The organism is Enterococcus sp. FZMF (assembly GCF_030263915.1).
GTDB lineage: Bacteria > Bacillota > Bacilli > Lactobacillales > Enterococcaceae > Enterococcus_D > Enterococcus_D casseliflavus.
This window is the reverse complement of record NZ_CP127160.1, coordinates 3018752-3045258: the sequence shown is the minus strand read 5'-3', so window position 1 is coordinate 3045258 and position 26507 is coordinate 3018752. Positions and strand designations below refer to the sequence as shown.

The following is a 26507-nucleotide window of genomic DNA, read 5'->3' as shown; positions in this document are numbered from 1 at the left end:
GAATAATTGTGCTTACCGAAAAGTGATTGAAAAAAAGAAATGATGAGTGTAAAAGGGGGACTGACCGATGCGGATCTTATTCGTAGAAGATGAGCCATCGATCGCAGAAGCGGTTGCCAGCTTATTGAAAAAACAGCATTATTCCGTTGATTTGGCGTATGATGGCGAGACTGGGTTGGACTACGCAGCAAGTGGGGTGTATGACCTTCTCGTTTTGGATATCATGCTGCCAAAAATCGATGGGATCACATTACTAAAGACGTTACGCAAGCAAAATATTCGCACGCCGATTATTATGTTGACGGCCAAAAGCGAAGTTGATGACAAAGTGCTCGGCTTGGATGCAGGGGCAGATGATTACTTGACGAAACCCTTTCAAATGAAAGAGCTGCTGGCACGGATTCGTTCATTAAGTAGAAGAAAAGACTTGGATTATCAAGAAGACCAGTTAGCATTTGGCAACGTGGTCTTGGCGCGTAATGAGCTGCAGTTGGCTACGACGACCAATCAAGTGGTGCTGTCACCCAAAGAAATGAAACTGATGGAGCTATTTTTATCCAGACCTAAAGTGATTTTATCAAAAGAAACCATCATCAATAAGATTTGGGGCTTTGATCCCGATGTGGAAGAAAACCGCGTTGAGATCTATGTGTCTTTGCTGCGGAAAAAACTGACGCTACTTGAAGCGGATATCGGCATTCGCACGATCCGCAATGCGGGGTATATTTTGCAGAGCAAGGAGCCGCCATGTTAAAAAAATTACGGAATAAAATGCTGTGGTTCAATATGGCGTTGATCTCAATCATTGTCTTAGGTGCCTTTACCTTTATCTATATTTTGAACGCCACCCAAATTGAAAACGAGATCCAATCATTGATCTCGCAAGAAGCCAACACCTTAGCTGCGGTACCGTTGGATGAGGAGGAGGCCCGGCAATCACTGACAGACCCAGAGTATCCAATGATATTGACCATCACGAATAGTACCAGTGAGTTCAGAGAAATCGCTCTAGTCGACGTGGATCAAATGGATGTCGTGATCCAAAGTATTGATGAGGGTGTCGATGAGAGTGACCTTTATGAAGCCTTGGTCGATGCCGCAACGAAACAAGAGGAGATTCCCAATGAAGTGAAGGTAAATGACCGAGACTGGCGGTATGCGCTCTTTTTGGTGACTTCCATTAGTCATTATTCGATCAATCATGATTCGACGGGGGAATATTCCACCAGCATCAATAATTACGAGCCTTTTTATCAAGTGCTGTTCTTTGATGTCACCGACTACAAAACCAGTCTAAGCAACTTAAGAACCACGCTTTTGCTCATCGGGGTCTTAGCCTTAGTCAGTATTTATATCGCTAGCTTTTATGTCGCCAATCGGGCATTGCGTCCAGTTGAGCTGGCTTGGCGCAAACAAAAAGAGTTTGTCTCTAACGCTTCCCATGAGTTGAAAACACCATTGGCGATCATTCAAGTCAATGCTGAGGTATTAGCTGGTAGTCCAGAAGAAACCTTGGAAAGCCAAATGAAATGGCTGGAAAACATCCAGTTAGGTTCCGAACGGATGGATGAGCTAGTAAATAGCTTATTGATGCTGACCAAATTCGAAAGTGCCGAGCAAGAAGTCGTGCGTTCGGTAATCGATGCAAGCCAAGTCGTGCAAAGTGTTTATCAAAGCATGGAGGCCATTGCGCTGGAAAAAGGGATCCACTATCAGGAACAGATTGCTAAACAGGTGCGCCTTGAAAGCAATGAGCAAGCCTTACGGCAATTGACCATGATTTTGGTAGACAATGCCTTGAAATATACACCTACTGGAGAAACCGTCACAGTGGCTCTCGTTGAACGCCAACGAAAAACGGTGCTGCAAGTGTCCAACAGTGGTTGCCCGATCCCAGAAGAAAAAATTCCCTATGTCTTTGATCGCTTCTACCGCGGGGATCCTTCTCGCAACCATCAAGACGGTGGCTATGGGTTAGGTTTAGCCATCGCCAAAGCCATCACAGAAATGCTGCAGGCGCAAATCAGTTTGACGGTGGATCAAGACGGCGTCAATCACTTTGAAGTTTCATTTCATTGAAAAATGAGCTTTACCGTTAGGAAATAAAAGATATGTCGCTGCGCTCATCAAATCTTTTGCCGCATTTCGAGAAAGCGAGACTTTCTCGAAATGCGGCTATTTATGCAGCAAAACGCATTTTTTAGGAGAAGGGGACACCAAGGGAAAAAAGTTTTTTTATTTCTCCTTGCAATTTTCACAAAGTTCGGCTATGATAGGTGTGTAATCGGTTACACAGGAGGGGAGCAACATGCCAACAATTAAAGATGTCGCCAATTTAGCTGGACTTTCCGTGGCGACAGTTTCAAGAGCCATGAATGGGACTGGCTATGTGAGCGAAAAAGCCCGTGACAAAATCCATCAGGCGATCAATGAACTGAATTATTCCCCCAATGAAGTCGCACGTTCGCTGTATCAGAAAAAGTCAAAATTGATTGGTTTGCTACTTCCTGATATATCCAACCCGTTTTTTCCGCTAGTAGCCAAAGGCGTTGAAGACTTTCTACAAAAAAAAGGCTATCAAGTCATCCTTGGCAACATTCAAGAAGACAATGAGAAAGCCAATGAATATTTACGTGCGTTTGAGCAAAACAATGTGGCGGGGATTCTTTCCGCTGTCGAAAATAAAAATCGTACCCAAAGCAATATTCCGACGGTCGTCTTGGATCGGATCGATCAAGATGTCGAATATGGGGTTTATTCGGATGACCTTCAAGGCGGCGAACTTGCTGCTGAAGCGATCTTAAAAGGTGACCCCAAAAAGGTAGTCGTGATTGCTGGGCCTGAATCTGTCACCCGTGCTCGGGATCGTTTATTGAGTGTTGAATACACATTGAAAAAAGCACAAGTTCCTTATGCACTAGTGAAATCCACATCCTTTCTCTTAGAGGATGCGACCTTGACAGCGAAACAAGTTTTTTTAGAACATCCCACTGTCGATAGTGTGATTGCCCCAAGTGATACCCATGCGATTGCCATCATGCAAGAGGCTTATCATCATGGCGTAAAGATCCCAGAACAACTTCAAGTGATCGGCTATGACGATATTCCCATCAGTAAATTGGTGGTGCCACGCTTGACGACGATCCATCAGCCTGCTTATCAAGTAGGTTACAAAGGAGCAGAAATGCTCTTTGCATTGATCAACGATCAATTTATTGAAAAGAAAAAAATCATCCTTCCTGTTCATTTAGAAGAAAGAGAGACAGTAAGAAATGGAGGAACGCCAATTGAATAAGATCATCGTCATTGGTAGTATGGCAACAGATTTTGTAGTCACTACGAAGGTGAAACCCAATCAAGGAGAAACGGTTTTTGGGGAAAAATTTGACACGAATTTTGGCGGCAAAGGAGCAAACCAAGCCATCGCCGCTAGCCGTTTAGGCGCAGAAGTAGCAATGCTAGGCCATGTAGGAACCGATCGTTTCGGAAATGAAATCGTCGAAAACTTAAACGTGAACGGCGTTTCTACGGAGAATGTGGAACCCGTTACACATTTTCCATCTGGTGCCGCGCACATCATTTTGCATGAAAATGACAATAGCATCATTGTCATACCCGGTGCCAATAATGCGCTTGATTTAGCTCGCTTTTCCGAAATAAAAGGAAACATCACAGAGGCTGATTTAGTGATTTTGCAAAACGAGATTCCCCAAGAAGCCAATGAAGCCATCATCGACTGGTGTTGGGAAGCAAAAATCCCTGTTTTATATAATCCAGCACCTGCGAGAAAGCTCAATCCGCGTATGTTATCTAAGGTGGGGTATCTGACCCCTAATGAACATGAGTTTAAGTTACTTTTCCCCAATCAAAAGCTTGCTGACGTTTTAGCAGCCTACCCTAATCGATTGATCGTTACCCTAGGTGCCAAAGGAGCGATTTTCCACAACGGGAAGTCGGAGGTCTTAGTTCCTGCCTTTCCAGTTGCTGCGGTCGATACTACGGGAGCTGGTGATACCTTCAATGGTGCATTAGCAGTAGGGATTTTAGCAGGTGTTCCCTTAGAAAACGCCATTGCCTTTGCCAACTTAGCAGCAGCAATCTCCGTCAAAGGATATGGTGCTCAAGGCGGAATGCCTACATTAAAGGAAATGAAGGAGAGTCCATTGTATGAAGAAGCATGGGGCATTAAATAGTGAGATCGACAAATTATTGGCGGATTTAGGCCACACTGATCAGCTTACGATCGGGGACTTGGGGTTGCCAGTACCCACAGGGGTGAAAAAAATCGATCTGGCATTAAAACTAGGTAGTCCGAGTTTTGAAGAGGTGTTATCGGTAATGCAACAAGAGATGGCAGTCGAGGCGATCGTTTTAGCAGAGGAAATAAAAACGGAGAATGCGGAGCAGTGGCAATTGATTCAAAAAACGTTCCCGAATGTTCCGATTCGTTTTGTTCCACATGAGGCATTCAAAGAAGAAACAAAGGAAAGCAAAGCCATTATTCGAACAGGGGAAGCGACACCCTATTCAAACATTATTTTACAAGCAGCCGTTATCTTCTAAAGAGACAGGAGGAAATCATGTGCAAGTCGAGATGAGCAATATTGAGAAATCCTTTGGGAAGAATCAAGTGTTAAGAGATGTCTCACTAACATTGTACCCTGGAGAAATCCATGCCCTAATGGGAGAAAATGGGGCAGGCAAGTCAACGTTGATGAACATTTTAACTGGGTTACATGCCAAAGATGCAGGGACGATTTTGATCGATGGCAAAGAAACGAACTACGCCGATCCGAAGGAAGCCGAACAAGCCGGTGTGAGCTTTATCCATCAAGAAATGAATAACTGGGAACAGATGACTGTATTGGATAACTTATTCTTGAATCGGGAATTGAAAACCACCTTTGGGCTACTAGATACGAAGAAAATGGCAAGCAAAGCGCAGGCAGTCTTTGAACAATTAGGGATTCAGATCCCCCTTCAAAAAGAAGTGGATGAACTTTCAGTCGGGCAACAGCAAATGATCGAGATCACGAAAGCGCTGATGACTGATGCCAAGGTGTTGATCATGGATGAACCGACTGCTGCCTTGTCGGATAAGGAAATTAATAATTTGTTTCAAATCATTCGTCGCTTGAAAGAAAACGGCGTAGCGATCGTTTATATCTCTCACCGAATGGAGGAGATTTTCAAAATAAGTGACAAGATCACTGTGATGCGGGATGGTCTATCGATCGATACGAAAAAGACGGAGGATACGACGATGGAAGAGGTCGTGAAGAAAATGGTCGGTAGAGAGTTAGCTGATTATTATCCAGAAAAACAAGCGCAGATCGGTGAAGTCGTTTTTGAAGTAAAAAATTTAACAGCAGCTTCTAAAGTTTACCAAGGCATCAATTTTCAAGTCAGAGCAGGTGAGATCCTTGGGTTTTCAGGTTTAATGGGTGCTGGACGCACAGAAGTCATGCGAGGAATATTTGGTTTAGATGAAATTGAAAGCGGTACCTTAATCGTCGAAGGGCAAGAAGTGAAAAACTCTTCGCCTTCAAAGGCAATCGCCAATGGCTTTGGCTTTCTAACAGAAAATCGGAAAACGGAAGGCTTGGTCTTAGACTTTTCCCTGACCGATAATATCAGTTTGCCCAGCATTGATAATTTTGTCAAAACAGGCATGGTCGATAGCAAGACTGAAGCCAGTTTCGTTGCGTTAATGATCGAGCGCTTACGCATCAAAACGATGAGTGCCCAGAATTTAGCCAGCGAGCTTTCTGGTGGAAATCAGCAAAAAGTGGTTTTGGCGAAGTGGATCGGTGTCGGACCAAAAGTATTGATTTTAGATGAACCGACACGCGGAGTAGACGTAGGTGCCAAACGAGAGATTTATCAGCTGATGAATGAGTTAGCGGAACGTGGTATTGCGATTTTGATGGTTTCTAGTGATCTACCAGAAGTGCTAGGTGTCAGCGATCGCATCATTGTTTTACACGAAGGAAAAATATCAGGGGAACTCTCTCGGCAAGAAGCCACACAAGAGAAGATCATGACGTATGCGACAGGAGGAAACTAATATGGAAAAAAGTGGTATGAAAACAAAACAACTCTCGGAATCAATTAGTAAATTGGGACCTTTACTCGCTTTGATTGCTCTAGTGGCTGCTGTCACTGCCTTAAATCCAAGCTTTTTATCACCCAGTAATTTGTTGAATCTTTTGCGGCAAGTCGCAGCGAATGGCTTTATTGCATTCGGAATGACCTTTGTCATTTTGACTGGGGGCATTGATTTGTCTGTAGGGTCCACCTTGGCACTTTCCAGTGCCTTGACAGCAGGAATGATGGCCAATGGGGTGTCACCTTTAGTCGCTATTTTGATTGGGTTACTAAGCGGAGCGATCCTTGGTGCGTTGAATGGACTACTGATCTCAAAAGGAAAAATGGCGCCGTTTATCGCAACCTTAGCAACGATGACGATCTATCGGGGCGCTACCTTAGTGTACACCAATGGAAATCCAATCACTGGACTAGGTGACAGCTTTCTATTCAGCTTTATTGGTCGTGGGTATCTTTTCGGGATTCCTTTTCCAGTCGTATTGATGTTTCTCGTGTTCTTTCTTTTGTTCTTGTTGCTTCATCGCACCGCCTTCGGACGAAAAACCTATGCCATCGGTGGCAATGAAAAGGCCGCTTTTATTGCTGGGGTGAAAATCGATAAGATAAAACTGATCATTTATTCGATCTCTGGATTGATGGCTTCAATCAGTGGCATGATCATCACTTCTAGGTTGAATTCTGCGCAACCAACAGCAGGGCAAGCCTATGAAATGGATGCGATTGCAGCAGTCGTTTTAGGTGGTACGAGCTTATCTGGTGGAAGAGGCAGAATTTTTGGCACGTTGATCGGGGCATTGATCATTGGTACGTTGAACAATGGTCTAAATCTATTGGGTGTCTCAAGTTTTTATCAACAAATCGTTAAAGGGATCGTGATCGTAATTGCAGTGTTACTGGATCGGAAAAGGAAATAAAAAATAGGAGGATCTATTATGAAAAAAATGTTTTTATTGGCAGCAGGCGTATTGGTACTTTCTGGATGTGGAGCGGCAACATTGGACAACGGTGGCAGTAGTGAGACACAAAGTGAGGAAAAAGCAGCTTCAGAATTGACAGTTGGTATATCGATCTCCACCCTCAATAATCCGTTTTTTGTTTCCATGCAAGAGGGGATCAATCAATTGGCTGAGGAAAATGACACCGATGTACGCTTTGTTGATGCCCAAGATGATACTGCCAAGCAAAGCAATGATATTGATGATTTGATCCAACAAGGCGTGGATGTGCTTTTGATCAATCCCGTTGATTCTGCTGCTATCGTCCCAGCTGTTGAAGCTGCTAATAATGCCAACATCCCAGTTATTGCCATCGACCGTAGTAGCGATGGAGGAACGCTTTTGACGACTGTTGCCTCCAATAACGAAGAAGGTGGAAAAATGGCAGCAGAATTTATTCTCGAACAATTAGGGGAAAACGCAAAAGTGGTAGAACTTGAAGGCGTCCCTGGCGCTTCTGCAACCAGAGAGCGAGGAAAAGGCTTTGATGATTATGCCAAAGACAAACTGGATGTTGTTGAAAAGCAATCCGCAAACTTCAATCGAGCAGAAGGATTAACGGTTATGGAAAATATCCTCCAAGCCAACAATGACATTCAAGGCGTCTTTGCTCAAAACGATGAAATGGCTTTAGGGGCAGCCGAAGCGATGGGAAGCCGAGAAGGCGTAGTGATTGTCGGGTTTGACGGTACTGAAGACGGACTCAAAGCCATCGAAGAAGGTAGAATGACGGCAACGATCGCTCAAAAACCAGAAGAAATGGGCCGCCTTGCATTGCAGGCAGCGTTTGACCATTTCCAAGGAAAAACAGTCGCTGAACAAATCGATTCACCATTAGAGTTGGTGAAAAAATAGGTAGACGCTCAATGCAGTTCCTACTTTCAACATCGAAAGCCCCTCTTTGGCTGACCATTTAGGTCACCAAAGAGGGGCTTTCTTTCATGTGTGGCGTTTCGCTTACTTGTTGCTAGTTAAATCCAATAAGCGGTCTTTCAAGTCTTCTTCTAGATGACCCAATTCCACTTCGGCAGCACGACGTTTTTCTTTTCCTTCTTTTTGGATCCGTAATGTTTCTTGGATCGTTTCCACAAGGTCGTTTTGTGTTTTTTGCAAGGTTTCGATATCGACGATGCCGCGCTCGTTTTCTTTCGCTGTTTCAATAGCAGAAACTTTCAACATTTCTGAGTTTTTCTTCAATAGATCATTGGTGGTCTCAGAAACTTGGCGTTGTGCCGTAACGGCATCTTTTTGACGCAATAAAGTCAAGGCAATGACCACTTGGTTTTTCCATAGTGGGATCGCTGTATTGACAGAAGCTTGGATTTTTTCTGCTAGTGCTTGGTTCGTGTTTTGGATCAGGCGAATTTGCGGTGCCTGTTGGATCGTGATTTGACGTGCCAAGCGCAAGTCATGAGTCCGTTTGTCTAAACGATCAAGAAATTGCGTGTAATCGTTGGCGATCTGTACGTCCATTTGATCATTCGTTTCTTCTGCTTTTTTCATGGCTTCAGGAATGATTTTGGTTTGCAATTCTTGCATCTTCAACTCGCCAGCGGCAATGTAGATGTTCAATGCATCAAAGTAATCTTTGTTCTTTTGATACAACTGTTCCAACATCATGTTGTCTTTTAGCAAACCGTCTTTTTCTTTATCCAATTTGACGGCGATCTTGTCGATTTGGGCACCGATTTTTTGGTATTTAGCGGTGATTTCAAAAATGGATTGTTTTACTTTACCAAACATTCGCTTGAATAAGTTGCCTTCCCCTGCACGCAGTTCGTCTGGATTGGCTTCTTGCAAGCGATACATCAACTCCGTCAATGAGTCGCCCACAGGGCCGATATCAGCTGCTTGGACATGGTTCAACATGGATTGGGAAAACTCTCCAAGTTTGGTTTGGGCAGCTGCACCATAGGTGATGACCGCTTGCTGGTCGGTCGCATCGATTTTGCTGGCTAATTCTTGGGCCTGTGCTTGACGCTCTGGCGGTAATTTGTCAATCAAACGCGGTGCCGTTTGCTGTTCTTTCAGCTGACTGATTTCCGCTTGTTGAGTGGTGGTCAAAGTGTCGACAGGGGTTGAAAATGGGTTGTTCAATAAATCGTCAAGCGTATCCGTTACGGGTTTTACTTGATTTGGTGTTTCACTCATAATAACTCCTCCTAATAATTGTCTGCTTTCGAAAAAAATCTAGCCTGGGCTAGATTTTTTTTTAGATTCTTTTCTTGTTGCCAATCAGAATCTATCCCTATTCATTATCTCGTTTTATGCTTTGTTTGGCAATGGATAACTCAACATCCATGTCATCAAGATCGTCTGCTACAAATTGGGAGTAGTCTTTGGCGATCAAGGAAGCCATTTGCTCGATGATTTGGGTGCTTTCCTCGATTTTATCATAGGTCTCACGACTTTTGATCTCATGGCTATTGATTTCAATGAACTTATCGGTCAAATCGACCATGTTGGGCAAGTGGGTATAAAGGAAATGACTTGCCAAAGGCAGTTTGGTCGGTTCTTTCACGAGTTCTTTGAAAAGAGCTTTTGAGGCACGCAAGGCATCGTGACGCAAGTCAATGGCTTTTAACTTGTTATTGCTAGTGATATTTTTTTGGTATTTATCGATTTGGTGTTTCGTCTGATTCATCGTTTCACGGAACAATTCGATCTCACGAGCAGTCATTCCGCTTTTCAAGTAATGGGCTTCTCGTTCTCTCGTTAAAGAAGGCAAAACTTGTGGATCGGCTGCTGGAACTTTACGCCCTCTAATACCGACGTAGACTAAAATCGCACCGACGATTAATAATAGGCTCGCAAATGAATCGCCTACTACGTTAAAAATAATACTGATGAGGACGATCGCACCAACGATCAGCCAGATGTTTTTTTTCATTTTTCCTCCTCCTAAAAATCTCTTGGACAAGTAGATTGGGTTATTCGACATCTTTATTTTAGCATGTTCACTAAAAGAAAAATATCAGACTTGGGGTGGATTTTCCGATTTTTAGTAAATTCATAAGCTTTCTTGCTATTTCTTAAGAAGATATTTTTTCTAAATTATGCTAAAGTGTTTGATAGATAAGACGTATGAGGAAAGTTAGGTGTCGATAGATGTTAGAATTTAAAGATTTTGAAGAAAAAACGATCCAACGGAATGAAATTTTCCATGGCAAGATCATTGATGTGGTCGTTGATGATGTCTCCTTGCCAAATGGCGGGACCAGTAAACGCGAACTAGTCTTTCATCCTGGTGGTGTTGCCGTGATCGCCTTGACAAGTGAGAACAAAATGCTGTTCGTTCGCCAATTCAGAAAACCGTTAGAGCGAGTGATTTTAGAGATACCAGCAGGAAAAATCGATCCAGGAGAAGGCGCTCGTCCAGATTTGACTGGCGCCCGGGAATTAGAAGAAGAGACTGGCTATCGTGCAAAAACGCTGGAGCACGTTTCTTCTATGTACCTTTCACCAGGCTTTGCTAATGAGCTCTTGCATGTCTATTATGCCAAAGAGCTGGAAAAAGTGACAAATCCCTTACCGCAAGACGAAGATGAAGTGCTGGAAGTCTATGAATTGACCTTAGAGCAAGCACAAGCCGCTATCGCTGATGGAACGATCTGTGATGCGAAGACCGTGTTTGCGATCCAATTTTGGGAGTTGCTGGAATTGAAACGGAGGAACGGACTTGCCTAAAGAACCATTGATCACCCGCAGTGAGCTTCGACGCAGACGCGAAGAAGAACAAGCGGCAGCTGAACGCAATCAGCAAATCGTAGAAAAGCAAAGCAAGAAAGAATGGAAACAAAAAGAAAAACAAATTGATAACCACTACCGAAAAGTGCGCAAGAAAAACAAAGAAATCACGAAGACCCGTGCCGGTGAGAACCAAAAATCTCGGGATCTGAACCGTTTTTTAATGAAAGCCATTGTGATCGTCACTTTATTGTTAGTCGTCGTCGGTTTGGCGATCTTTTTGTTGTGATTCTTCTAGTACTAAGAAAAAGCCGCCCCTGCATCTTCTGCAAGTGCGGCTTTTTTTGTTATTCGGTCGGCTTTTTGAAAATAGCTAAAAACATGGCCGCTGGCTGATTCATGAACAAATCCACTAGATAAAGGGTTCCTCCTGGCTGTAGCAAGGCGTATAGTTTTTCCATCATAGCGGCTGTATCAGGAATATGCAGCAAGACGAGAGATAGCAGCACCGCGTCTGCTTTTGCTTGTAAGGATTCTTGCAGCAGATCGTGGATAGTTGCAGAAGCATTGGCCAGCTGCAGTTGGTTGATTTTTTTTTCAGAAACCTCGATCATGTTAGGGGCAGTATCCCAGATGGCTAAGTGATGGACATAAGCTGCTAAGGGCAGACTTACTAGGCCGGTACCGCCGCCGATATCGATCAGAGTTTGGTGCTGGTTGTCTTTAAAATAAGGTTCAAGGGTTTGGGTGACTAATTGTGCTAACGCGATCCGTTCAGGGGTATCGTATTTTGCTGCCATGGCGTTGAAAATTTCAGACATAAGTGCCTCCTTTTATAATGACAAAAAACTGTTCGTTTCGTCAAAACTAGTTTATCATGAAAGGAGAAAAACACGTCAGTAGATACGTGGGAATTTCTGTTGTTTTTCATTTTAAAGGATGAAAAATAAACGAGAAGCAGGAGGCAAACACATGAAAATTGGTATTATTGGTGCAATGGAGGAAGAAATCAAGGCGTTGCGGGAACAGTTGATTTCACCGCTTTCTTGGGAACGCGGCGGCGCACTATTTATTTCAGGAAGTATCGGCAATCATGAAGTGATCGTCGTTCGTTCAGGTATTGGCAAAGTTCTGGCATCGATCACCACTAGTTTACTGATCCAACAATACGGGGTCAATATGGTGATCAATACTGGATCAGCTGGTGGGATCGGTGCCGGTTTACAAGTAGGGGATTTAGTGATCTCAGATAAAGTGGCCTATTTTGATGTCGATGTGACGGGCTTTGGTTATGAATATGGCCAGCTGCCTGGTGGGATGCCTTTGTATTATGAAGCCAGCCGCTATTTGATCAGTGAGATGACAAAAGCCGCAGAAGCGACCCATCATACCGTGAAAAAGGGACTGATCGTTACTGGTGACAGCTTCATTCATGACCCGCAAAAAGTACAGGAGATTTTAGGACATTTTCCAGATGCCTTGGCTTGTGAGATGGAAGGAGCCGCGATCGCACAGACCGCGCAGCAATTCAATATTCCTTTCTTGATCGTGCGCGCGATCAGCGACACCGCCGACCACGCAGCAACCGTCTCTTTTGATGAGTTTATCTTAGAAGCTGGCAAGCGTTCCGCTGAAATGGTCTTGGCATTCGTTGAAACATTAAAGTAACTTAAAAAACAAGAGAGCCGATTCGTAAGAGGAGGAAGGAAGCATGAGAGCATTACTATCCATTGATTATACGTTTGATTTTGTTGCAGATGAGGGACGATTGACCACGGGTGCTGCTGGGCAAGCGATTGAAGCTGCCTTAGTGGCTCGGACGCAAGCCTTTATCGAAGCCGGTGAGTATGTCGTTTTTGCCATTGATCGTCATGAGGAAACAGACAACTATCATCCTGAAAACCGCTTGTTCCCACCCCACAATCTTGCGGGCAGTACGGGGCGACATCTCTACGGCCGTCTAGCACCGCTTTATGAAAACTATCAGGAAGCGCCAAATGTCTATTGGATCGACAAGCGTCATTACTCCGCCTTTAGCGGTACCGACTTGGACATCCGTCTGCGGGAAAGAGGGATTACGGAATTGTACCTGACCGGCGTTTGTACCGACATCTGTGTCTTGCATACAGCAGTGGATGCCTATAATTTAGGCTACCAACTGGTGATCGATGCAGATACCGTTGCCAGCTTTGACGCGGTCGGACATGAATGGGCACTACGCCATTTTGAAAATACCCTGGGCGCGAAAATCATTTCTGCGAAGGAGGAAGCATAAATGGGATGGATGGATCAATTAAAAGCAAATTTCAGTTTCAGTGAACTGACTAGCCTTTATCAAGCGTATCAAAAAGGGGATCTTGATGTAAAGGCGTTGTTGAACAATGACTTCTTACAAAAGTATACGGATTTTCAGAACTTGGATGAGTTTATGGCTAAATTAGGCATCCAGAATGAAAACCAAATCTTCGACTTTCTAAAAGACCGCCCCAATCGGCAAAAAGCCGATCAAGTCGTCAATGAGCATTCCCAATTTGATTCTGTGATCAGTATGATGAAAAAAGCTTTACAGAAATAAACAATTGGCGAAGAAAAAGCGCAAGCAGATTTTTCTGCTTGCGCTTTTGTTTACCAGATCTGCACACGATCTTCTGGTGCACGATACATAGGGTCACCAGGTTTGATATCAAAGGTTGTATAGAATTCATCGATATTTTGAACTTGGATATTGGCACGTAGTTTCGCTGGTCCGTGGACATCGATCGATAGTAAGAGCTGTTGGTATTGTTCTTTGGCTTTTGTACGCCAGATCTTCGCCCAATTGGTGAAGAAGTCTGCTAAAGAAACATCGCTTTCTTTTTGCGCTGCTTCTAGCGCACAGCTTAGTCCGCCTGCATCGGCGATGTTTTCAGAAACAGTCAACGTTCCATTTACGGTACCGCCGGCAAAGGGCAGTCCATCAAACTCGTCGATCATCGCTTGAGCTAAGCGTTCAAAGTGGGCCAAATCTTCCTCTGTCCACCAATTGTTTAAATTACCATATTCATCAAATTTTGCTCCGTTGTTGTCAAAGGCGTGGGAGATCTCATGAGCAATGACCGCACCGATCCCCCCATAATTTGCGCTGGTGGATTGTTCCAAACTATAAAAAGGTGCTTGTAAGATTGCCGCTGGGAAAACGATCACGTTTTTAAATGGGTGATAGTAGGCATTCACGGTAGCGGCGGACATTTCCCATTCCTCGCGATCCACGGGCTGCTGCCATTTTTTGAAGGCATCTTCTCGGAACAAACGATTGAAATGCAGGGCATTTGCCAGCAGACTTTTCTCTTCATCGGTATGCAATTGGTCATAAATGGCAGGAACTTGATCAGGATACCCGACATGGATGCCTAAACGATTCAATTTGATGATCGCTTTTTGGCGAGTTTCTTCACTTAACCACGTGTTGTTGCGCAAACGCTCTTGGTAGACAGCAATCATTGTTTCCACCATGTGTTTGACGTCTTTTTTCGCCGTTTCCCCAAAGTATTTGCGTCCATAATAATCACCGATCACTTGACTAAAATGACCCATCGTTAAGTAATAAGCCGCTTTTTGTTGGGGAGCCGCTTCATCGATCCCTGATAAGTAGCGACTGTAGGTTCCGCCTAACTGACGCAATTCTTCACTCAGATAGCTAGTATAGCGCAAGCTTTGGTTGACGATCATCCAGCCTTTCAAGAGTTCAAAATGGCTATCAGAAACAATAATGTCAAAGGCTTCAAAGTAAGCGGGTTCCGTTACGATCAGCTCTTCTGGTGTCCCTGGTAAAAGGGCCGTCAAGAGTTGTCTAAAATCGATCTTGCTGGCTTGCTTTGCAAATTCTTCCAAGGAGCGAGGATTGTAATTTTTGCTATAATCCGCACTTTCTTCCGCACTGCGGACGTGAGGGGCGATCAATTTATCAAAAGCGATCGCTTGCTCTACCAACGATTCCGCTTCTGCTTGGTCTTTTCCATAAGCAACTAAAACGTTGACGGCCATCTCAAAGTAGACTTGCAGCATTTCGCTTGCTTGGGGATTTTCTGTGTAATAAGTTTTATCCGGCAAAATAGTAGCAGGCGGATAGACCGACAAAGTATTCATTTGCGCATTTTTCATGTCTGCATCGACATCTAGTTGGAAAGGCAAGGCAATGCCCTCTAAAACGAAACTTGCCAGTTGCTGATTCAATTCCTCGTAAGAAGGCAACGCTTCGATTTTTGCTAATAGTGCATTTGCTTCAGTAGCGCCAGCTGCCTCTCTTTGGGCAAAATCGCTGGCTAAGCGGTAAAAAGCCACAGCATCCTTCATGCGGCCTTTTGGCGTAGCATGGGGATCGTGTGCCATATTTTCAAATTCTGCGATCATTAAGGAATCGATTCCGTCAACGAGATCTTGGAATCCACCCGTAGCGGGTTTATCTGCTGGAATAACAGCGGTTTCCAGCCACTCGCCATTTACATAGTCATAAAAATCATCTTTTAACAAGGTTGTCATGTCTTTCGCTCCTCTCGCTTTCTACTATTATGAAACAAAATCTGTAAGGACGCAAAGAAAAGTTTTCTAGACGAAAAAGGGTTTTGATCCAAGTAGGAGGAGAATCTAAGGTATAATAAGAAAAAAGGCAGGTGAACGAGATGGAACAAGTAGAGTGGAAAGGGATCGCCGAAGAGCGGTTTCGTCCGTATAAGCAGTGGGTCACTCCTTCGGGGTATTTATGCGGCACCTATGCGGCAGCCGTCTTTTTGGCCTACTATCAAGATTACATCGATGAAACGATCATCCCGAAAGCGTTTCGCCGAAAAAAACAACGGGATCTGACAGTAGTGACGGAAATGCTGCGGGTGCTGATTCAGCCTCATGGGTTGCCGACGATCGCTTGGCAGGTCAGTCATGGATTGACTCGGTTTTTCGATCAATTCCAATTGCCTTACCGCGGACGTGCGACTGTTGTTGGCGGCTGGCATCGAGCGTGCAAACGAATCGATGAAGGCAAACCGGTGATCATCGGTATTTTGAAGCCTTTAGGCAGCACATATGGCAATCATTGGGTCGTGGCTTACGCCTACGCTGAAACCGCCAGCGGAGAACGCTATTTTAAAGTTCATGACAACTGGGGCAACTACAAAAAAGTGATTCCCGCCAGTTGGGTAAACGGTACCGTCACACTTCCTTGAACGAGACGGTTAAAAAAACAGTCACTTTGTGCTAGAATAGAAGAAAACAACCACATTCATTGGAGGCAATCATGGGCGAAAGTTATAAAGATAGTTCGTTGAAAATTTTTAGTTTAAATGGAAATTTACCATTAGCAGAAAACATTGCGAAAGTTTTCGGTACAGAACTAGGGAAGTCAAAAGTGACACAGTTTAGTGATGGAGAGATTGCCATCAATATCGAAGAAAGTGTGCGGGGCGACCATATTTATATCATTCAATCGACGAATGAACCCGTCAATGATCACTATTTAGAGCTATTGATCATGATCGATGCGATGAAACGGGCTAGTGCGAAGACCATCAATGTCGTTTTGCCTTATTACGCATATGCGCGGCAAGACCGAACCGCCAACCCGCATGAGCCGATCACTGCAAAATTGATTGCCAATATGCTGGTGGAAGCAGGGGCTTCTCGAATCTTGACGCTTGATCTGCATGCCGTCCAAGTTCAAGGATTTTTCGACATCCCAGTGGATAATCTCTTTACGATCCCATTGTTTGCCCATTACTATCGCGAACAAAAAATGACGGGTGACGACTATGTCGTGGTTTCACCAAAAAACAGCGGTGTCCAACGGACCCGTAGTTTGGCAGAATACTTAGATACAGCGATCGCGATCGTCGATCAAGATGAAGCTGATGGCGGCTATGTGATCGGTGATGTCGTTGGGAAAAAATGTATTTTGGTTGATGACATTTTAAATACCGGCCATACATTGGCAAAAGCGGCAGACTTATTGAAGGAAGCTGGTGCCAGCGAAGTGTATGCTTGTGTCTCTCACGCCTTGCTTTCACCGCCTGCTAAAGAAATTTTGGATCAATCAGCGATTGAAAGTATTTGTGTCACCGATTCTTGCTGGACCAGCGAAGAACGCCATCCAGAAAAACTGCACTACATTTCTTGTGCCAAATTGATGGGGGAAGCCGTTCGCCGCATTCACGAAAATACACCAATGAGTCCATTGTTCCGCCTGGAAAGCAAAGAGTATAAATAAAAATATGAAAAGCACCCGCTATCCTTAGGGACAGCGGGTGCTTTTGCATGTAAGGGGAAGTGGACAAGACCCAGCGGATCAGTTCAACTGGTTGCGGTTTAAGACCGTTTCTCGTTTGATCAGCTTATGTGGTACGACCAGCTGTACGCCGTTTGAATCTTCATGATTCAATTGCGCCATCAGCCGTTCGGTAGCGATTTTTCCTAAGGACAACACGTTGATATCGATACTAGTCAAATACGGATGGGTCAAAGTAGCAAAGATCGAATTGTTGAAACTGATGATGGATAAATCGTCGGGGACTTTGTAGCCATACATCGTTGCTAATTGAATGATCCGCACAGCGAACAGATCATCAATCACGACGATGGCCGTTGCTTGGGATTCTTTGATCGTTTCTTCAAACGTGACGTAATCTTCCGCTTTTTCAAAGGTCAATGCTGGATAAAAGGGGAGATTTGCCAGCATCATGGCTTTTTGGTAGCCGAAGAAACGCTCGAAATACAGGTTTTCATGGGTCGTATTGGTAGCAAATAATATCTTCGTATGCCCTTGGGCGATCAGATGCTCGGTTGCTTGCTTGCCTAACAACTGGTTGTCATTATCGACAAAAACGATTTTGTCTTCATTGCTGTATGGTTGACCAATCAAAGTAAAAGGGACTTCTTTTTCGACCAGATAGTCGATGATGGGGTCTTTTTCATCGGAATAGACCAAGATAAAGCCATCTACTTGTTTTTGCAGGTGCATCCGTTCCACGTTTTTTAGTAATGTAGCAAAGTCACGGGCGGAGGCAACGGCAACCGTCATTTGATGATGGCGGGCCTCTTCATTGATGGCTTCGATCGTTTCTAAATAAAAGGGGTTTCCTAGTCGTTCTTTCGAATCAAGAGGCGGCAAGATCACGCCGATGGCACTGGATATCTGTTTGCCGAGATTTCGAGCCGCAAGATTGGGGACATAGCCCATTTCTGCCATTACTTTGCGCACTTTCTTCTTGGTATCTTCAGAAATGCTGGGATGATCGTTTACGACACGAGAAACCGTGGATGTAGCGACGCCAGCCTTTTTGGCGACATCTTTGACCGTAATGCTCACTGATTTCCCTCCTTTTTTAGCTTATAGTATCACAAAGTGTCGGCACAAGGGTAGAGCCAATCAAAAGAAAGAAGAAATGCAGACATTTCTTCTTTCAGAAGGCTTGTTTAGTTGATCGCTGTACTGATTTCGTCTTCTAAAACATAATCTTTGCCATACAACTTGATTGGCAATGCCTCACCGCTGATTTTCTTCAATGTCACCGTTGACTCATTGACGGAAACAAAGAGCAGACGTCCACGATAGTTGATGTGGAAGGCGTAGCGGCTCCAAGTTTTAGGTAAGAATGGCGCAAACCCTAAGTGATCGTGATCGGTTTTCATTTGAGCAAAACCTTGAACGATCGCTAACCAGCTGCCGGTCATAGAAGTGATGTGCAAGCCATCATCGGTATCATTGTTGTAATTGTCCAAATCAAGACGAGCAGTCCGCTCATACATTTCCAACGCTTTTTCTTCCATGCCTAATTCCGCTGCTAAAATCGCATGGATACTTGGAGAAAGGGAAGATTCATGCACTGTCATCGGCTCATAGAAATCAAAGTTCCGTTGTTTTTCTTCTTTGCTGAATTGATCGCCGAAGAAGTAGATGCCTTGCAAAACATCGGCTTGCTTGATAAAGCAAGAGCGCAAGATATGATCCCACGACCAATTTTGGTTTAACGGCAAATGTTTTGGATCAAGATCGGAAACGGGCATCAAGTCTTTGTCTAAGAAGGTATCATGCTGGACGAACACACCAAGCTCTTGGTCTTCTGGGAAGTACATATTGTCGATGATGTCTTGCCATTTGGCTTGTTCTTCGTCAGAGATCGTGACAGTCGCTTCGTCTTTGAAGGCTTCATAGCTGGCTAAGGTATAAGCTAAGACCCAAGTAGCCATTTTATTGGTGTACCAGTTGTTATTGATATTGTTTTCGTATTCGTTTGGTCCTGTAACGCCATGGATCATGTATTTTTGCTGGCGTTTTGAATAGTGGACACGATCTGCCCAGAAACGTGAAATCGCGCTTAACACTTCTAATCCTTCTTTTTTCAGGTAACTTGTATCGCCAGTATAATTCGTATAGTTGTAGATGGCATAAGCGATGGCACCGTTTCGGTGGATTTCTTCGAAAGTGATCTCCCACTCATTGTGGCATTCGATCCCAGTGAAGGTCACCATTGGGTAAAGGACACCTGCTAAGCCTTGTTTTTGCGCATTGATATGGGCTTGCGGCAATTGGTTGTGACGGTATTTCAACAAGTTACGGGTCACTTCTGGTTTTGCTAATGCCAAATACAATGGAACTGCATAGGCTTCGGTATCCCAGTAAGTCGCACCGCCATATTTTTCACCAGTAAAGCCTTTCGGTCCAATGTTCAAGCGCTCGTCTTCGCCATAATAGGTTGAAAACAATTGGAACAGGTTGAAACGAATCCCTTGTTGCGCCGCAGCATCGCCTTCAATGATCACATCAGCTAAATCCCAGCGGGCTTTCCAAGCAGCGACTTGTTCTGCACGCAACGCATCATAATCTGCTTTGTATAAAGTGCCTAATTCGGTGACTTTTGCTGGATGATCATGAGCGGGAACATCACGACTCGTAACGATCAAGACTTCTTTGATCAATGAGAAGGTGTCACCGGCTGTTCCAGAAAAGGCAAAGGTATCAGCAACGCAAAGCTCGCTTTTCACGGAATCGATCGGTGTTTGGCTATGACGCATAGCAGAAGTGACAGTAAAGCGTTCAATGTCAAAATTATTTTCTACGGTCCGAGTGGTCAAGTAATGGAAGGTTTCGGTTTGACCATGAGCCAATTCTTCCCAGAAACGTTCGTCGTAGTTGCTGTCTTCGTTATGGACATTGTTATCTAGTTTAGAAACGACTTTGATCTCAGCGTCGCCTTCAATGATCTCAGCGTCCATCTTAATGAGGGCAAGTTCACGTTTTACGATGCTCAAGAAGCGTTCAAAAGAGAATTTTACGGTGGCGCCTGCCAAAGTGACAGTAAAGTTGCGGCGTAAAATCCCAGTTTCCATGTCTAGTTCTAAACGGAAATCACTTGGGCTGATTTTTGCTAAGTCGACTAATTGGTCATTGACAAATAGGTCCATTGCAATAAAGTTGACCGCGTTGATCACTTTGCCAAAATAGTCAGGGTAGCCGTTTTTCCACCAGCCGACACGGGTTTTGTCTGGGTACCAGACACCAGCGATATAAGTACCTAAGTGATGATCGCCGCTGTATTGTTCTTCAAAGTTGCCGCGCATTCCCATGTAGCCATTCCCGATACTTGTTAGCGACTCTTGCAGTCGACGATTTTCTTTATCTAAGGTAGATGTCGCGATTTTCCATGGATCGATCTCGAACAATCGTTGGATTTTTTTCATGAAAGTCCCTCCAGAATCTTTTTGATATCTCTATCATAAGCGCAAACGATTGCATCGTCAAGTGAAAGTTGTTGCGTTTAAAGAATTTTCTATTAGGAAACATCGAGAAAGAGAGATTCAGTTATATAAAGGCGAAAAAGCGAATAGAATCCCTTTTGATATTTCTGGGTTTACAAAATCTTTTTTCTCCGTTAGAATGAACTCATTAAGAAACCGATTGCGTAAATCGATTCAGGGAAGGAAGAAGGAAGATGAAAAAATTATTGAGCTTCGAATTTTGGCAAAAATTCGGAAAAGCGCTAATGGTGGTTGTCGCTGTTATGCCAGCTGCTGGTTTGATGATCAGTATTGGGAAAACGATCCCAATGATCAATGCCGACTGGGCATTTTTGATCACTACAGGAGGCGTCATTGAAAACATTGGTTGGGCAATTATTGGGAACCTGCATTTATTATTTGCATTAGCTATTGGTGGTAGTTGGGCTAAAGAGCGAGCTGGTGGGGCATTTGCTGCTGGGATCGCCTTTATTTTGATCAACCGAATCACTGGTTCGATCTTTGGTGTGACGAGCGCGATGTTAACCGAAGAAGGCGCCTTTACCCATACGTTATTTGGGACGAAGATCATGATCGACGGCTTCTTTACTAGTGTATTAGAAGCACCTGCTTTGAACATGGGTGTCTTTGTTGGGATCATCGCCGGTTTTGTGGGAGCAACAGCTTACAACAAATACTATAATTTCCGCAAATTACCGGATGCGCTTTCCTTCTTTAACGGCAAACGCTTCGTACCTTTCGTAGTGATTGCTCGTTCAGTAGTCGTCGCATTAGTGTTATCGATCGTTTGGCCCTATATTCAGGCAGGCATCAACAACTTCGGTTTATGGATCGCGCAATCACAAGAAAGTGCGCCCGTTTTAGCACCGTTCTTATTTGGAACCTTGGAGCGGCTGCTCTTACCATTCGGGCTGCATCACATGTTGACGATCCCGATCAATTACACCGAATTAGGTGGAACTTACACGATTCTTTCTGGCGCACAAGCCGGCACCCAAGTCTTTGGACAAGACCCATTATGGCTTGCATGGGCAACGGATCTAGTGAACATGCGCAATGCTGGCGATACGTCACAATATCAATTTTTATTGGAAAACTTTGTTCCTGCCCGCTTTAAAGTTGGACAAATGATTGGTTCATCTGGGATCTTGATGGGCTTGTCTTATGCCATGTATCGCAATGTCGATGCGGACAAACGGCACAAATATACCTCTATGTATTTATCAGCTGCTATCGCTGTCTTCTTGACAGGGGTAACGGAACCGTTGGAGTTCATGTTTATGTTTGCTGCCGTACCGCTTTACATCGTTTATGCAGTCGTACAAGGGGCTGCGTTTGCGATGGCGGATATCGTCAACTTACGGGTCCACTCTTTTGGGAATATCGAGTTGTTGACCCGTACCCCAATGGCGATCAATGCCGGCTTAGGACAAGATTTGATCAACTTTGTGTTAGTGACCATCGTCTTTGGTGTTGGGATGTATTTCTTGGCCAACTTCTTGATCAAAAAATTCAACTTTGCAACACCAGGTAGAAACGGCAACTACGAAACAGAAGGAGCCAGCGATGCGCCAGCAACAGCTTCGGCGGATGGCAATTTGAATCCAGATTCGCAAGTCGTGAAAATCATTCATTTATTAGGCGGACGTGAAAATATCGCCGACGTTGATGCATGTATGACCCGTTTACGGGTCTCTGTGAAAAATCGAGAAGCGGTCGGCGATGAAAAAGCATGGAAAGCCGCAGGGGCTTTAGGCTTGATCGTAAAAGACAACGGTGTGCAAGCAGTCTATGGACCGAAAGCAGATGTCTTAAAATCAGACATTCAAGATATCTTAGATTCTGGTGTCACGATTCCCGAACCGACGGCTAGTCAAGCACCAGTAGAAACCACTACCCATCAAAGCCAAGGCGTGACAGCTGAACTAGCTGCCGTTGCCACTGGAGAAGTGATGCCGATCACCTCTGTCAAAGACCAAGTGTTTGCGGAAAAAATGATGGGTGACGGTTATGGCGTGCGCCCAGAGCAGACGACAGTTGTCGCACCAATCAGCGGGAAAGTCACCAACATCTTCCCAACGAAACATGCGATTGGCTTGCTTTCTGATGAAGGCATCGAAGTATTGGTTCACATGGGCTTAGATACCGTTGACTTAAACGGTGCCCCCTTTACGGTAGCTGTCACTGAAGGACAACAAGTGGCGGTGGGTGACAAGTTAGCGGAGATGGATCTCGCTGCAGTAAGTGCTGCTGGCAAAGACACCACCATCGTTGTAGTGTTGACCAACAGCGATCAAATCGATTCCTTTGAATTGACCCAAATCGGTAAGCAACAAGCAGCCGCAGTTGTTGGAATCGTAAAACTATAATAAAATGACAAGCGGGTCGACTCTTTTGTTGACCCGCTCTCTTTTATTTTTTAAAGGAATCGTACAAGCAAACCGAGAGAAGGAGCCTTATTCATGAAGGTATTAACATTGAACACCCATAGCTGGTTAGAAGAAAATCAGCTAGAAAAATGCAAGATGATCGCACAAGAGATTGCAACAGGCGACTATGACATCATCGCCTTGCAAGAAGTCAACCAAACGATCGCTGCTCAAACCATCGTTCCTGATGGGCTATATTGCCCCACAGATACGCTGGTGGAAATCAAGGAGGACAATTTTGCTTTACGCCTAGTGGAAGAACTGCAACTGTTAGACTGTGATTACTACTGGTCATGGACCTACAGTCACGTAGGCTATGACATTTACCACGAAGGCAATGCCTTATTGTCCAAACAGCCCATCATTGCCAAAGAATACCTTGCTTCACAAGCCACGGATGTCTGGGATCATACCACACGCAAAAACCTGAGCGGCGTGACTGAAGCCGATGGACAGATCGTACAAGTCGTTAGCTGTCATTTTTCTTGGTGGCAAGACGGTAAATTTGCCTACGAGTGGCAACAGACAGAAGCATTTTTAGCAGAACGGGCAGATACCTTATTGATCCTAGGAGATTTCAACAACGATGCGGCCAGTTCTGGTCATCAACTCGTCCTTGACAGCTCCTTACAGCTGCAAGACAGCTTTTTAACGGCTACCGAAACGATCGGTGAAGCCTCTGTCGTTAAAGCAATTGATGGTTGGCAAGACAATCGAGAAGCATTGCGGATCGATTATGTTTTTGCATCCAATGACCTGCAAGCAACGGAATATGAAGTCGTTTTTGACGGAACGCGTACTCCGATCGTCAGCGATCACTTTGGAATCAAAGTGGTTTTTGCTTAAAAAACAGATCCAAACTAGCAGAAGCGACAGCAAAAAAGCAGTGTCAACTGGCACTGCTTTTCTTTTTGGGGAAGTTAAATCGCTGATCGAACAAGGAGGAAAAAGAATAAACTCAATAAAAGAATGAATGCTAATGCCCCATAGGTAAAACTCTTTTCGCCCCAAGTTGCGTTTTCCTCCTGACTCGAAAGACTTCTTCTTGTAAAAAAGACGAGTCCTGCGCCGATGACATTCGCTGTCAGCAACTGTTGAAAGAAGATCAGGAATAAATACTGACCCAAAAGGCCTTTTTTACTCATGGAAAACCGTTGAATAAAGTACAGGCAAGCCCCTTGCAGCAAAAGGAGACTACTTAACAAGACCCCTAAAGCGGCTAACGGTTGCGAGCTGAGGTACTGGGCAAAGGTCATCCCATGGTTGAAGGCAGTCAAGGAAAGATAAAGATAGTAAGCACCAGCAATCAAAAGCCAATAACTCAGTAAAATCAATGGAAACGCCCATTTTCGTTTAGTCATGGTTGCCCTCCTGTAAAGTGAATAGTCCGTAGGAACGGATCAAATAATCAATCAAGCAGCTTAGTCCAATCAAAGACTGGCTAGGGATTTTCTTGCGACCGATTTGAAAAAAATCGCAATAATAGGTCAGGTGAAACGTTGAATGGCGAGCAAAATAATTATCTCCTGGCGCACTCAATGTCAAAACGGGAATCTGACGAATCGCAAAAGTCGTCAGATTCTCTTTGACGTTTTCTGTTTCGCCGCTCAGTGAGGCGATGATCACACAATCTTCGGCAGTGATCATCGGCATGACCATATCAAATTCCGTTTTGTTCGGCAATACGATCACTCGTTTTTCCATAGAAAGCATCATTTTGGAAAACTCCTCCAGTGCTTTCTTTTGGGAAAACCCAGTTGGGTAGCAGTAGATGGTTTTGCTGCGGTCAAACAAGCGGTTGAGAGCAGCTAAGTCTACCGTTTTTACATAGTTGAGGGTGGCGAAAATATCCTCTTGTTGCTTTTCAAAAATCGTTTTTTGTTGCGAAATCGTTGTTGCCTGTTCTTGCTGATGCCGTAGAAAATATTTGAACTCGGAATAGCCAGAAAAACCAAGTTTTTTCGTCAACCGTAAAATAGAAGACTTGGAGACGTGAACCTGCTCGGATAGCTCGACGATCCCCATAGATAGAACGGTGTCGCCGTTGGAAAGAATGTAGTTTAGAATGCCACGATCAAGTTCACTTAACTCTGATTGGTGCTGTTGAATCAAATACTGTAATTTCACAAAAACCCCTCCTTATGGATTAAGTATAGCTGAAAAGCCAGGAGGGGAGGCGAAGAACGCTGGCTAGTGTAATTCTGGCCAAAAGGCTTGATTTGCTTCAATCAATTCATCGAGTAATTCTTTGGCTACACGGGCATTTGGAACCACTTTTGAAAGAATCAGTGCTTGCCATAATTTCTGGTAAGAACCCTCTGCCCAAGCTTCCACGACTAATTTTTCTACGGCGACTTGTTGCTCCATCAATCCTTTTTGGAAGCGAGGGATCTTGCCTTGTGTGATTGGTTCTGCCCCGTTACTGCCGACGATACAAGGCACTTCCACCATTGCCTGTTCATCAAAGTTGACGATCGCTCCTTCGTTAGGCACGATCAACAGCATCCGTTCTTGCGTGTTATAAGCAATCGCTCGTGCAAGGTCCACGATGTAGCTGGCGTGTTCATCCACTTCAAGCGTGGTGTCAGTCGCTGTCTGGTTTTCTACGATGCGTTGGCATTCACCAAAGACGTGTTTTTCGCGGCCAGCCATGACTTCATTTGCCCGTGTAAAAGATGGGTTGGTGTGCGCCACTTCATCTTGAGGGAAAAAGTAATATTTCAAGTAGGTATTTGGCAAAGTGGATGGATCAACTTCGTACACTTCTTTTGCTTTGGCAAAGGTGTGCATCCAGCTGGCATCAGCATGTTGGCTCGCTTCGATTTCTTCTGGCAATGAATAGCCGTATTTTGCCACATGCGCCTGGATCTGCGGCAGCAAATCATTGCCAGCTTTGTCTCGTATATCTGTCCACCAGCCAAAGTGATTCAAGCCATAATAGCGAACCACCAACTCTTTGCGAGAAGCTAAACCGATCGCTTGCGCCATCCGTTCTTCGATTCCCACTGGCATATCACAAATATTAATGATCTTGGCATCAGGGCGCAATTTACGAGTCGCTTCTGCGACGATCGCTGCAGGATTGGTATAATTCAACATCCATGCATCAGGGGAATATTTTTCCATGTAATCGACTAACTCCAAGACACCGCCGATAGAGCGCATCCCATAAGCGATCCCGCCAGGACCACAAGTTTCTTGGCCGACCACACCATATTTCAAAGGGATTTTTTCATCCTTTTCGCGCATCGCATACAAGCCAACTCGGATATGCGCCATCACAAAATCGACATCCTGAAATGCGGTTTCGGGATCAGTGGTTGCTAAAAAGTTGATTTCTGGTGCGCGTTCTTTTAATAAAATCTCGCAAGCTTGCGCAACTTTTTCTTGTCGTTCTTCCAAATTGTCGTAAAACTTGATTTGGCGAATCGGGAAACGATCCAAGTGTTCCAAAAGCATCAAGACGATTCCTGGGGTAAAGGTACTGCCGCCTCCGGCGATCACGATTGAAAATTTTTTCATTTTT

26 protein-coding genes are annotated in these 26507 nt (G+C 44.4%); 17 read left to right on the top strand and 9 right to left on the bottom strand.

Features of this window, described 5'->3' with window-relative positions; genetic code table 11:
* The first annotated feature begins 67 nt into the window (after positions 1-67).
* The 8 genes from QN079_RS14820 to QN079_RS14785 all read left to right on the top strand — a co-directional run bounded on the left by QN079_RS14820 (position 68) and on the right by QN079_RS14785 (position 7958).
* Positions 68-754, top strand: coding sequence for a response regulator transcription factor (locus QN079_RS14820; RefSeq protein ID WP_015510460.1), 687 nt, complete (start codon positions 68-70; stop codon positions 752-754).
* Positions 748-2079 (top strand): sensor histidine kinase, encoded by a 1332-nt coding sequence (locus QN079_RS14815; protein ID WP_151195738.1) that lies wholly within the window; start codon positions 748-750, stop codon positions 2077-2079. The genes QN079_RS14820 and QN079_RS14815 overlap by 7 nt, the downstream gene beginning before the upstream one ends.
* 229 nt (positions 2080-2308) lie before the next feature.
* Positions 2309-3295, top strand: a complete 987-nt coding sequence (locus QN079_RS14810) for a LacI family DNA-binding transcriptional regulator (protein ID WP_289230034.1) — start codon at positions 2309-2311, stop codon at positions 3293-3295.
* On the top strand, positions 3288-4193 hold the full coding sequence (gene rbsK / locus QN079_RS14805) for a ribokinase (RefSeq protein ID WP_034857599.1): 906 nt from the start codon (positions 3288-3290) through the stop codon (positions 4191-4193). Before QN079_RS14810 ends, rbsK begins: the two co-directional genes overlap by 8 nt.
* Positions 4168-4563, top strand: a complete 396-nt coding sequence (rbsD, locus tag QN079_RS14800) for a D-ribose pyranase (protein WP_060792556.1) — start codon at positions 4168-4170, stop codon at positions 4561-4563. The genes rbsK and rbsD overlap by 26 nt, the downstream gene beginning before the upstream one ends.
* Positions 4564-4582: 19 nt before the next feature.
* A complete protein-coding gene (locus tag QN079_RS14795; RefSeq protein ID WP_034857601.1) occupies positions 4583-6067 on the top strand; it encodes a sugar ABC transporter ATP-binding protein in 1485 nt (494 codons plus the stop codon).
* Between the two features lies 1 nt (position 6068).
* Positions 6069-7022 (top strand): ABC transporter permease, encoded by a 954-nt coding sequence (locus tag QN079_RS14790; protein WP_086337773.1) that lies wholly within the window; start codon positions 6069-6071, stop codon positions 7020-7022.
* A gap of 18 nt (positions 7023-7040) precedes the next feature.
* Complete coding sequence (locus tag QN079_RS14785; protein ID WP_289230033.1) at positions 7041-7958, top strand: D-ribose ABC transporter substrate-binding protein; 918 nt, start codon at positions 7041-7043, stop codon at positions 7956-7958.
* A 102-nt stretch (positions 7959-8060) separates the two neighbouring features.
* On the opposite strand, the gene QN079_RS14780 is transcribed toward QN079_RS14785, so the two are convergent.
* Together QN079_RS14780 and QN079_RS14775 are read right to left on the bottom strand one after the other, a co-directional pair.
* A complete protein-coding gene (locus QN079_RS14780) occupies positions 8061-9254 on the bottom strand; it encodes a toxic anion resistance protein (RefSeq protein ID WP_005227814.1) in 1194 nt (397 codons plus the stop codon).
* Between the two features lie 97 nt (positions 9255-9351).
* Positions 9352-9993 (bottom strand): 5-bromo-4-chloroindolyl phosphate hydrolysis family protein, encoded by a 642-nt coding sequence (locus QN079_RS14775; RefSeq protein ID WP_010749055.1) that lies wholly within the window; start codon positions 9991-9993, stop codon positions 9352-9354.
* A 218-nt stretch (positions 9994-10211) separates the two neighbouring features.
* On the opposite strand from QN079_RS14775, the gene QN079_RS14770 reads away from it, so the two are divergent.
* Both QN079_RS14770 and macP read left to right on the top strand, forming a co-directional pair.
* A complete protein-coding gene (locus QN079_RS14770) occupies positions 10212-10790 on the top strand; it encodes an NUDIX hydrolase (protein ID WP_005227818.1) in 579 nt (192 codons plus the stop codon).
* Positions 10783-11079: a cell wall synthase accessory phosphoprotein MacP gene (gene macP / locus QN079_RS14765; protein WP_005227820.1), complete on the top strand. Its 297-nt coding sequence runs from the start codon at positions 10783-10785 to the stop codon at positions 11077-11079. Before QN079_RS14770 ends, macP begins: the two co-directional genes overlap by 8 nt.
* A gap of 58 nt (positions 11080-11137) precedes the next feature.
* Here the strand turns inward: macP and QN079_RS14760 are convergent, their stop codons facing one another.
* Entirely contained in the window at positions 11138-11611 is a 474-nt protein-coding gene (locus tag QN079_RS14760; protein ID WP_289230032.1) for a class I SAM-dependent methyltransferase, read from the bottom strand.
* A gap of 151 nt (positions 11612-11762) precedes the next feature.
* Here QN079_RS14760 and QN079_RS14755 point away from each other — a divergent pair, with 151 nt between their 5' ends.
* The 3 genes from QN079_RS14755 to QN079_RS14745 are packed head-to-tail and all read left to right on the top strand — an operon-like array spanning position 11763 to position 13365.
* Positions 11763-12458, top strand: coding sequence for a 5'-methylthioadenosine/adenosylhomocysteine nucleosidase (locus QN079_RS14755; RefSeq protein ID WP_005227823.1), 696 nt, complete (start codon positions 11763-11765; stop codon positions 12456-12458).
* A gap of 43 nt (positions 12459-12501) precedes the next feature.
* Complete coding sequence (locus QN079_RS14750; RefSeq protein ID WP_005227824.1) at positions 12502-13065, top strand: cysteine hydrolase family protein; 564 nt, start codon at positions 12502-12504, stop codon at positions 13063-13065.
* A complete protein-coding gene (locus QN079_RS14745) occupies positions 13066-13365 on the top strand; it encodes a hypothetical protein (RefSeq protein ID WP_005227832.1) in 300 nt (99 codons plus the stop codon).
* Between the two features lie 50 nt (positions 13366-13415).
* Here the strand turns inward: QN079_RS14745 and QN079_RS14740 are convergent, their stop codons facing one another.
* Positions 13416-15308, bottom strand: a complete 1893-nt coding sequence (locus tag QN079_RS14740; protein ID WP_289230031.1) for a M13 family metallopeptidase — start codon at positions 15306-15308, stop codon at positions 13416-13418.
* 140 nt (positions 15309-15448) lie between these two features.
* On the opposite strand from QN079_RS14740, the gene QN079_RS14735 reads away from it, so the two are divergent.
* Both QN079_RS14735 and QN079_RS14730 read left to right on the top strand, forming a co-directional pair.
* Complete coding sequence (locus QN079_RS14735; protein WP_005233534.1) at positions 15449-15988, top strand: C39 family peptidase; 540 nt, start codon at positions 15449-15451, stop codon at positions 15986-15988.
* A gap of 71 nt (positions 15989-16059) precedes the next feature.
* The gene (locus tag QN079_RS14730) at positions 16060-17025 is read left to right on the top strand and encodes a ribose-phosphate diphosphokinase (RefSeq protein ID WP_289230030.1); all 966 of its coding nucleotides are present in this window, start codon (positions 16060-16062) and stop codon (positions 17023-17025) included.
* 78 nt (positions 17026-17103) lie between these two features.
* On the opposite strand, the gene QN079_RS14725 is transcribed toward QN079_RS14730, so the two are convergent.
* Both QN079_RS14725 and mdxK read right to left on the bottom strand, forming a co-directional pair.
* Entirely contained in the window at positions 17104-18123 is a 1020-nt protein-coding gene (locus QN079_RS14725) for a LacI family DNA-binding transcriptional regulator (RefSeq protein ID WP_005227844.1), read from the bottom strand.
* 107 nt (positions 18124-18230) lie between these two features.
* Positions 18231-20495 (bottom strand): maltose phosphorylase MdxK, encoded by a 2265-nt coding sequence (gene mdxK / locus QN079_RS14720; protein ID WP_289230029.1) that lies wholly within the window; start codon positions 20493-20495, stop codon positions 18231-18233.
* Positions 20496-20746: 251 nt separating this feature from the next.
* Between mdxK and QN079_RS14715 the strand changes: the two genes are divergently transcribed.
* Together QN079_RS14715 and QN079_RS14710 are read left to right on the top strand one after the other, a co-directional pair.
* Positions 20747-22921 carry a PTS transporter subunit IIBC gene (locus QN079_RS14715; RefSeq protein ID WP_005227848.1) on the top strand — a complete coding sequence of 725 codons (2175 nt, stop codon included), beginning with the start codon at positions 20747-20749 and terminating at the stop codon, positions 22919-22921.
* 93 nt (positions 22922-23014) lie between these two features.
* Entirely contained in the window at positions 23015-23827 is an 813-nt protein-coding gene (locus tag QN079_RS14710; protein WP_289230028.1) for an endonuclease/exonuclease/phosphatase family protein, read from the top strand.
* Between the two features lie 74 nt (positions 23828-23901).
* Here QN079_RS14710 and QN079_RS14705 read toward each other — a convergent pair whose 3' ends face one another.
* From QN079_RS14705 to QN079_RS14695, 3 genes are all read right to left on the bottom strand, one after another.
* Positions 23902-24342, bottom strand: coding sequence for a hypothetical protein (locus QN079_RS14705; protein WP_005227852.1), 441 nt, complete (start codon positions 24340-24342; stop codon positions 23902-23904).
* The gene (locus tag QN079_RS14700; RefSeq protein WP_010749064.1) at positions 24335-25108 is read right to left on the bottom strand and encodes a MurR/RpiR family transcriptional regulator; all 774 of its coding nucleotides are present in this window, start codon (positions 25106-25108) and stop codon (positions 24335-24337) included. Before QN079_RS14700 ends, QN079_RS14705 begins: the two co-directional genes overlap by 8 nt.
* 63 nt (positions 25109-25171) lie before the next feature.
* Entirely contained in the window at positions 25172-26503 is a 1332-nt protein-coding gene (locus QN079_RS14695; protein WP_289230027.1) for a 6-phospho-alpha-glucosidase, read from the bottom strand.
* Positions 26504-26507: the final 4 nt, after the last annotated feature.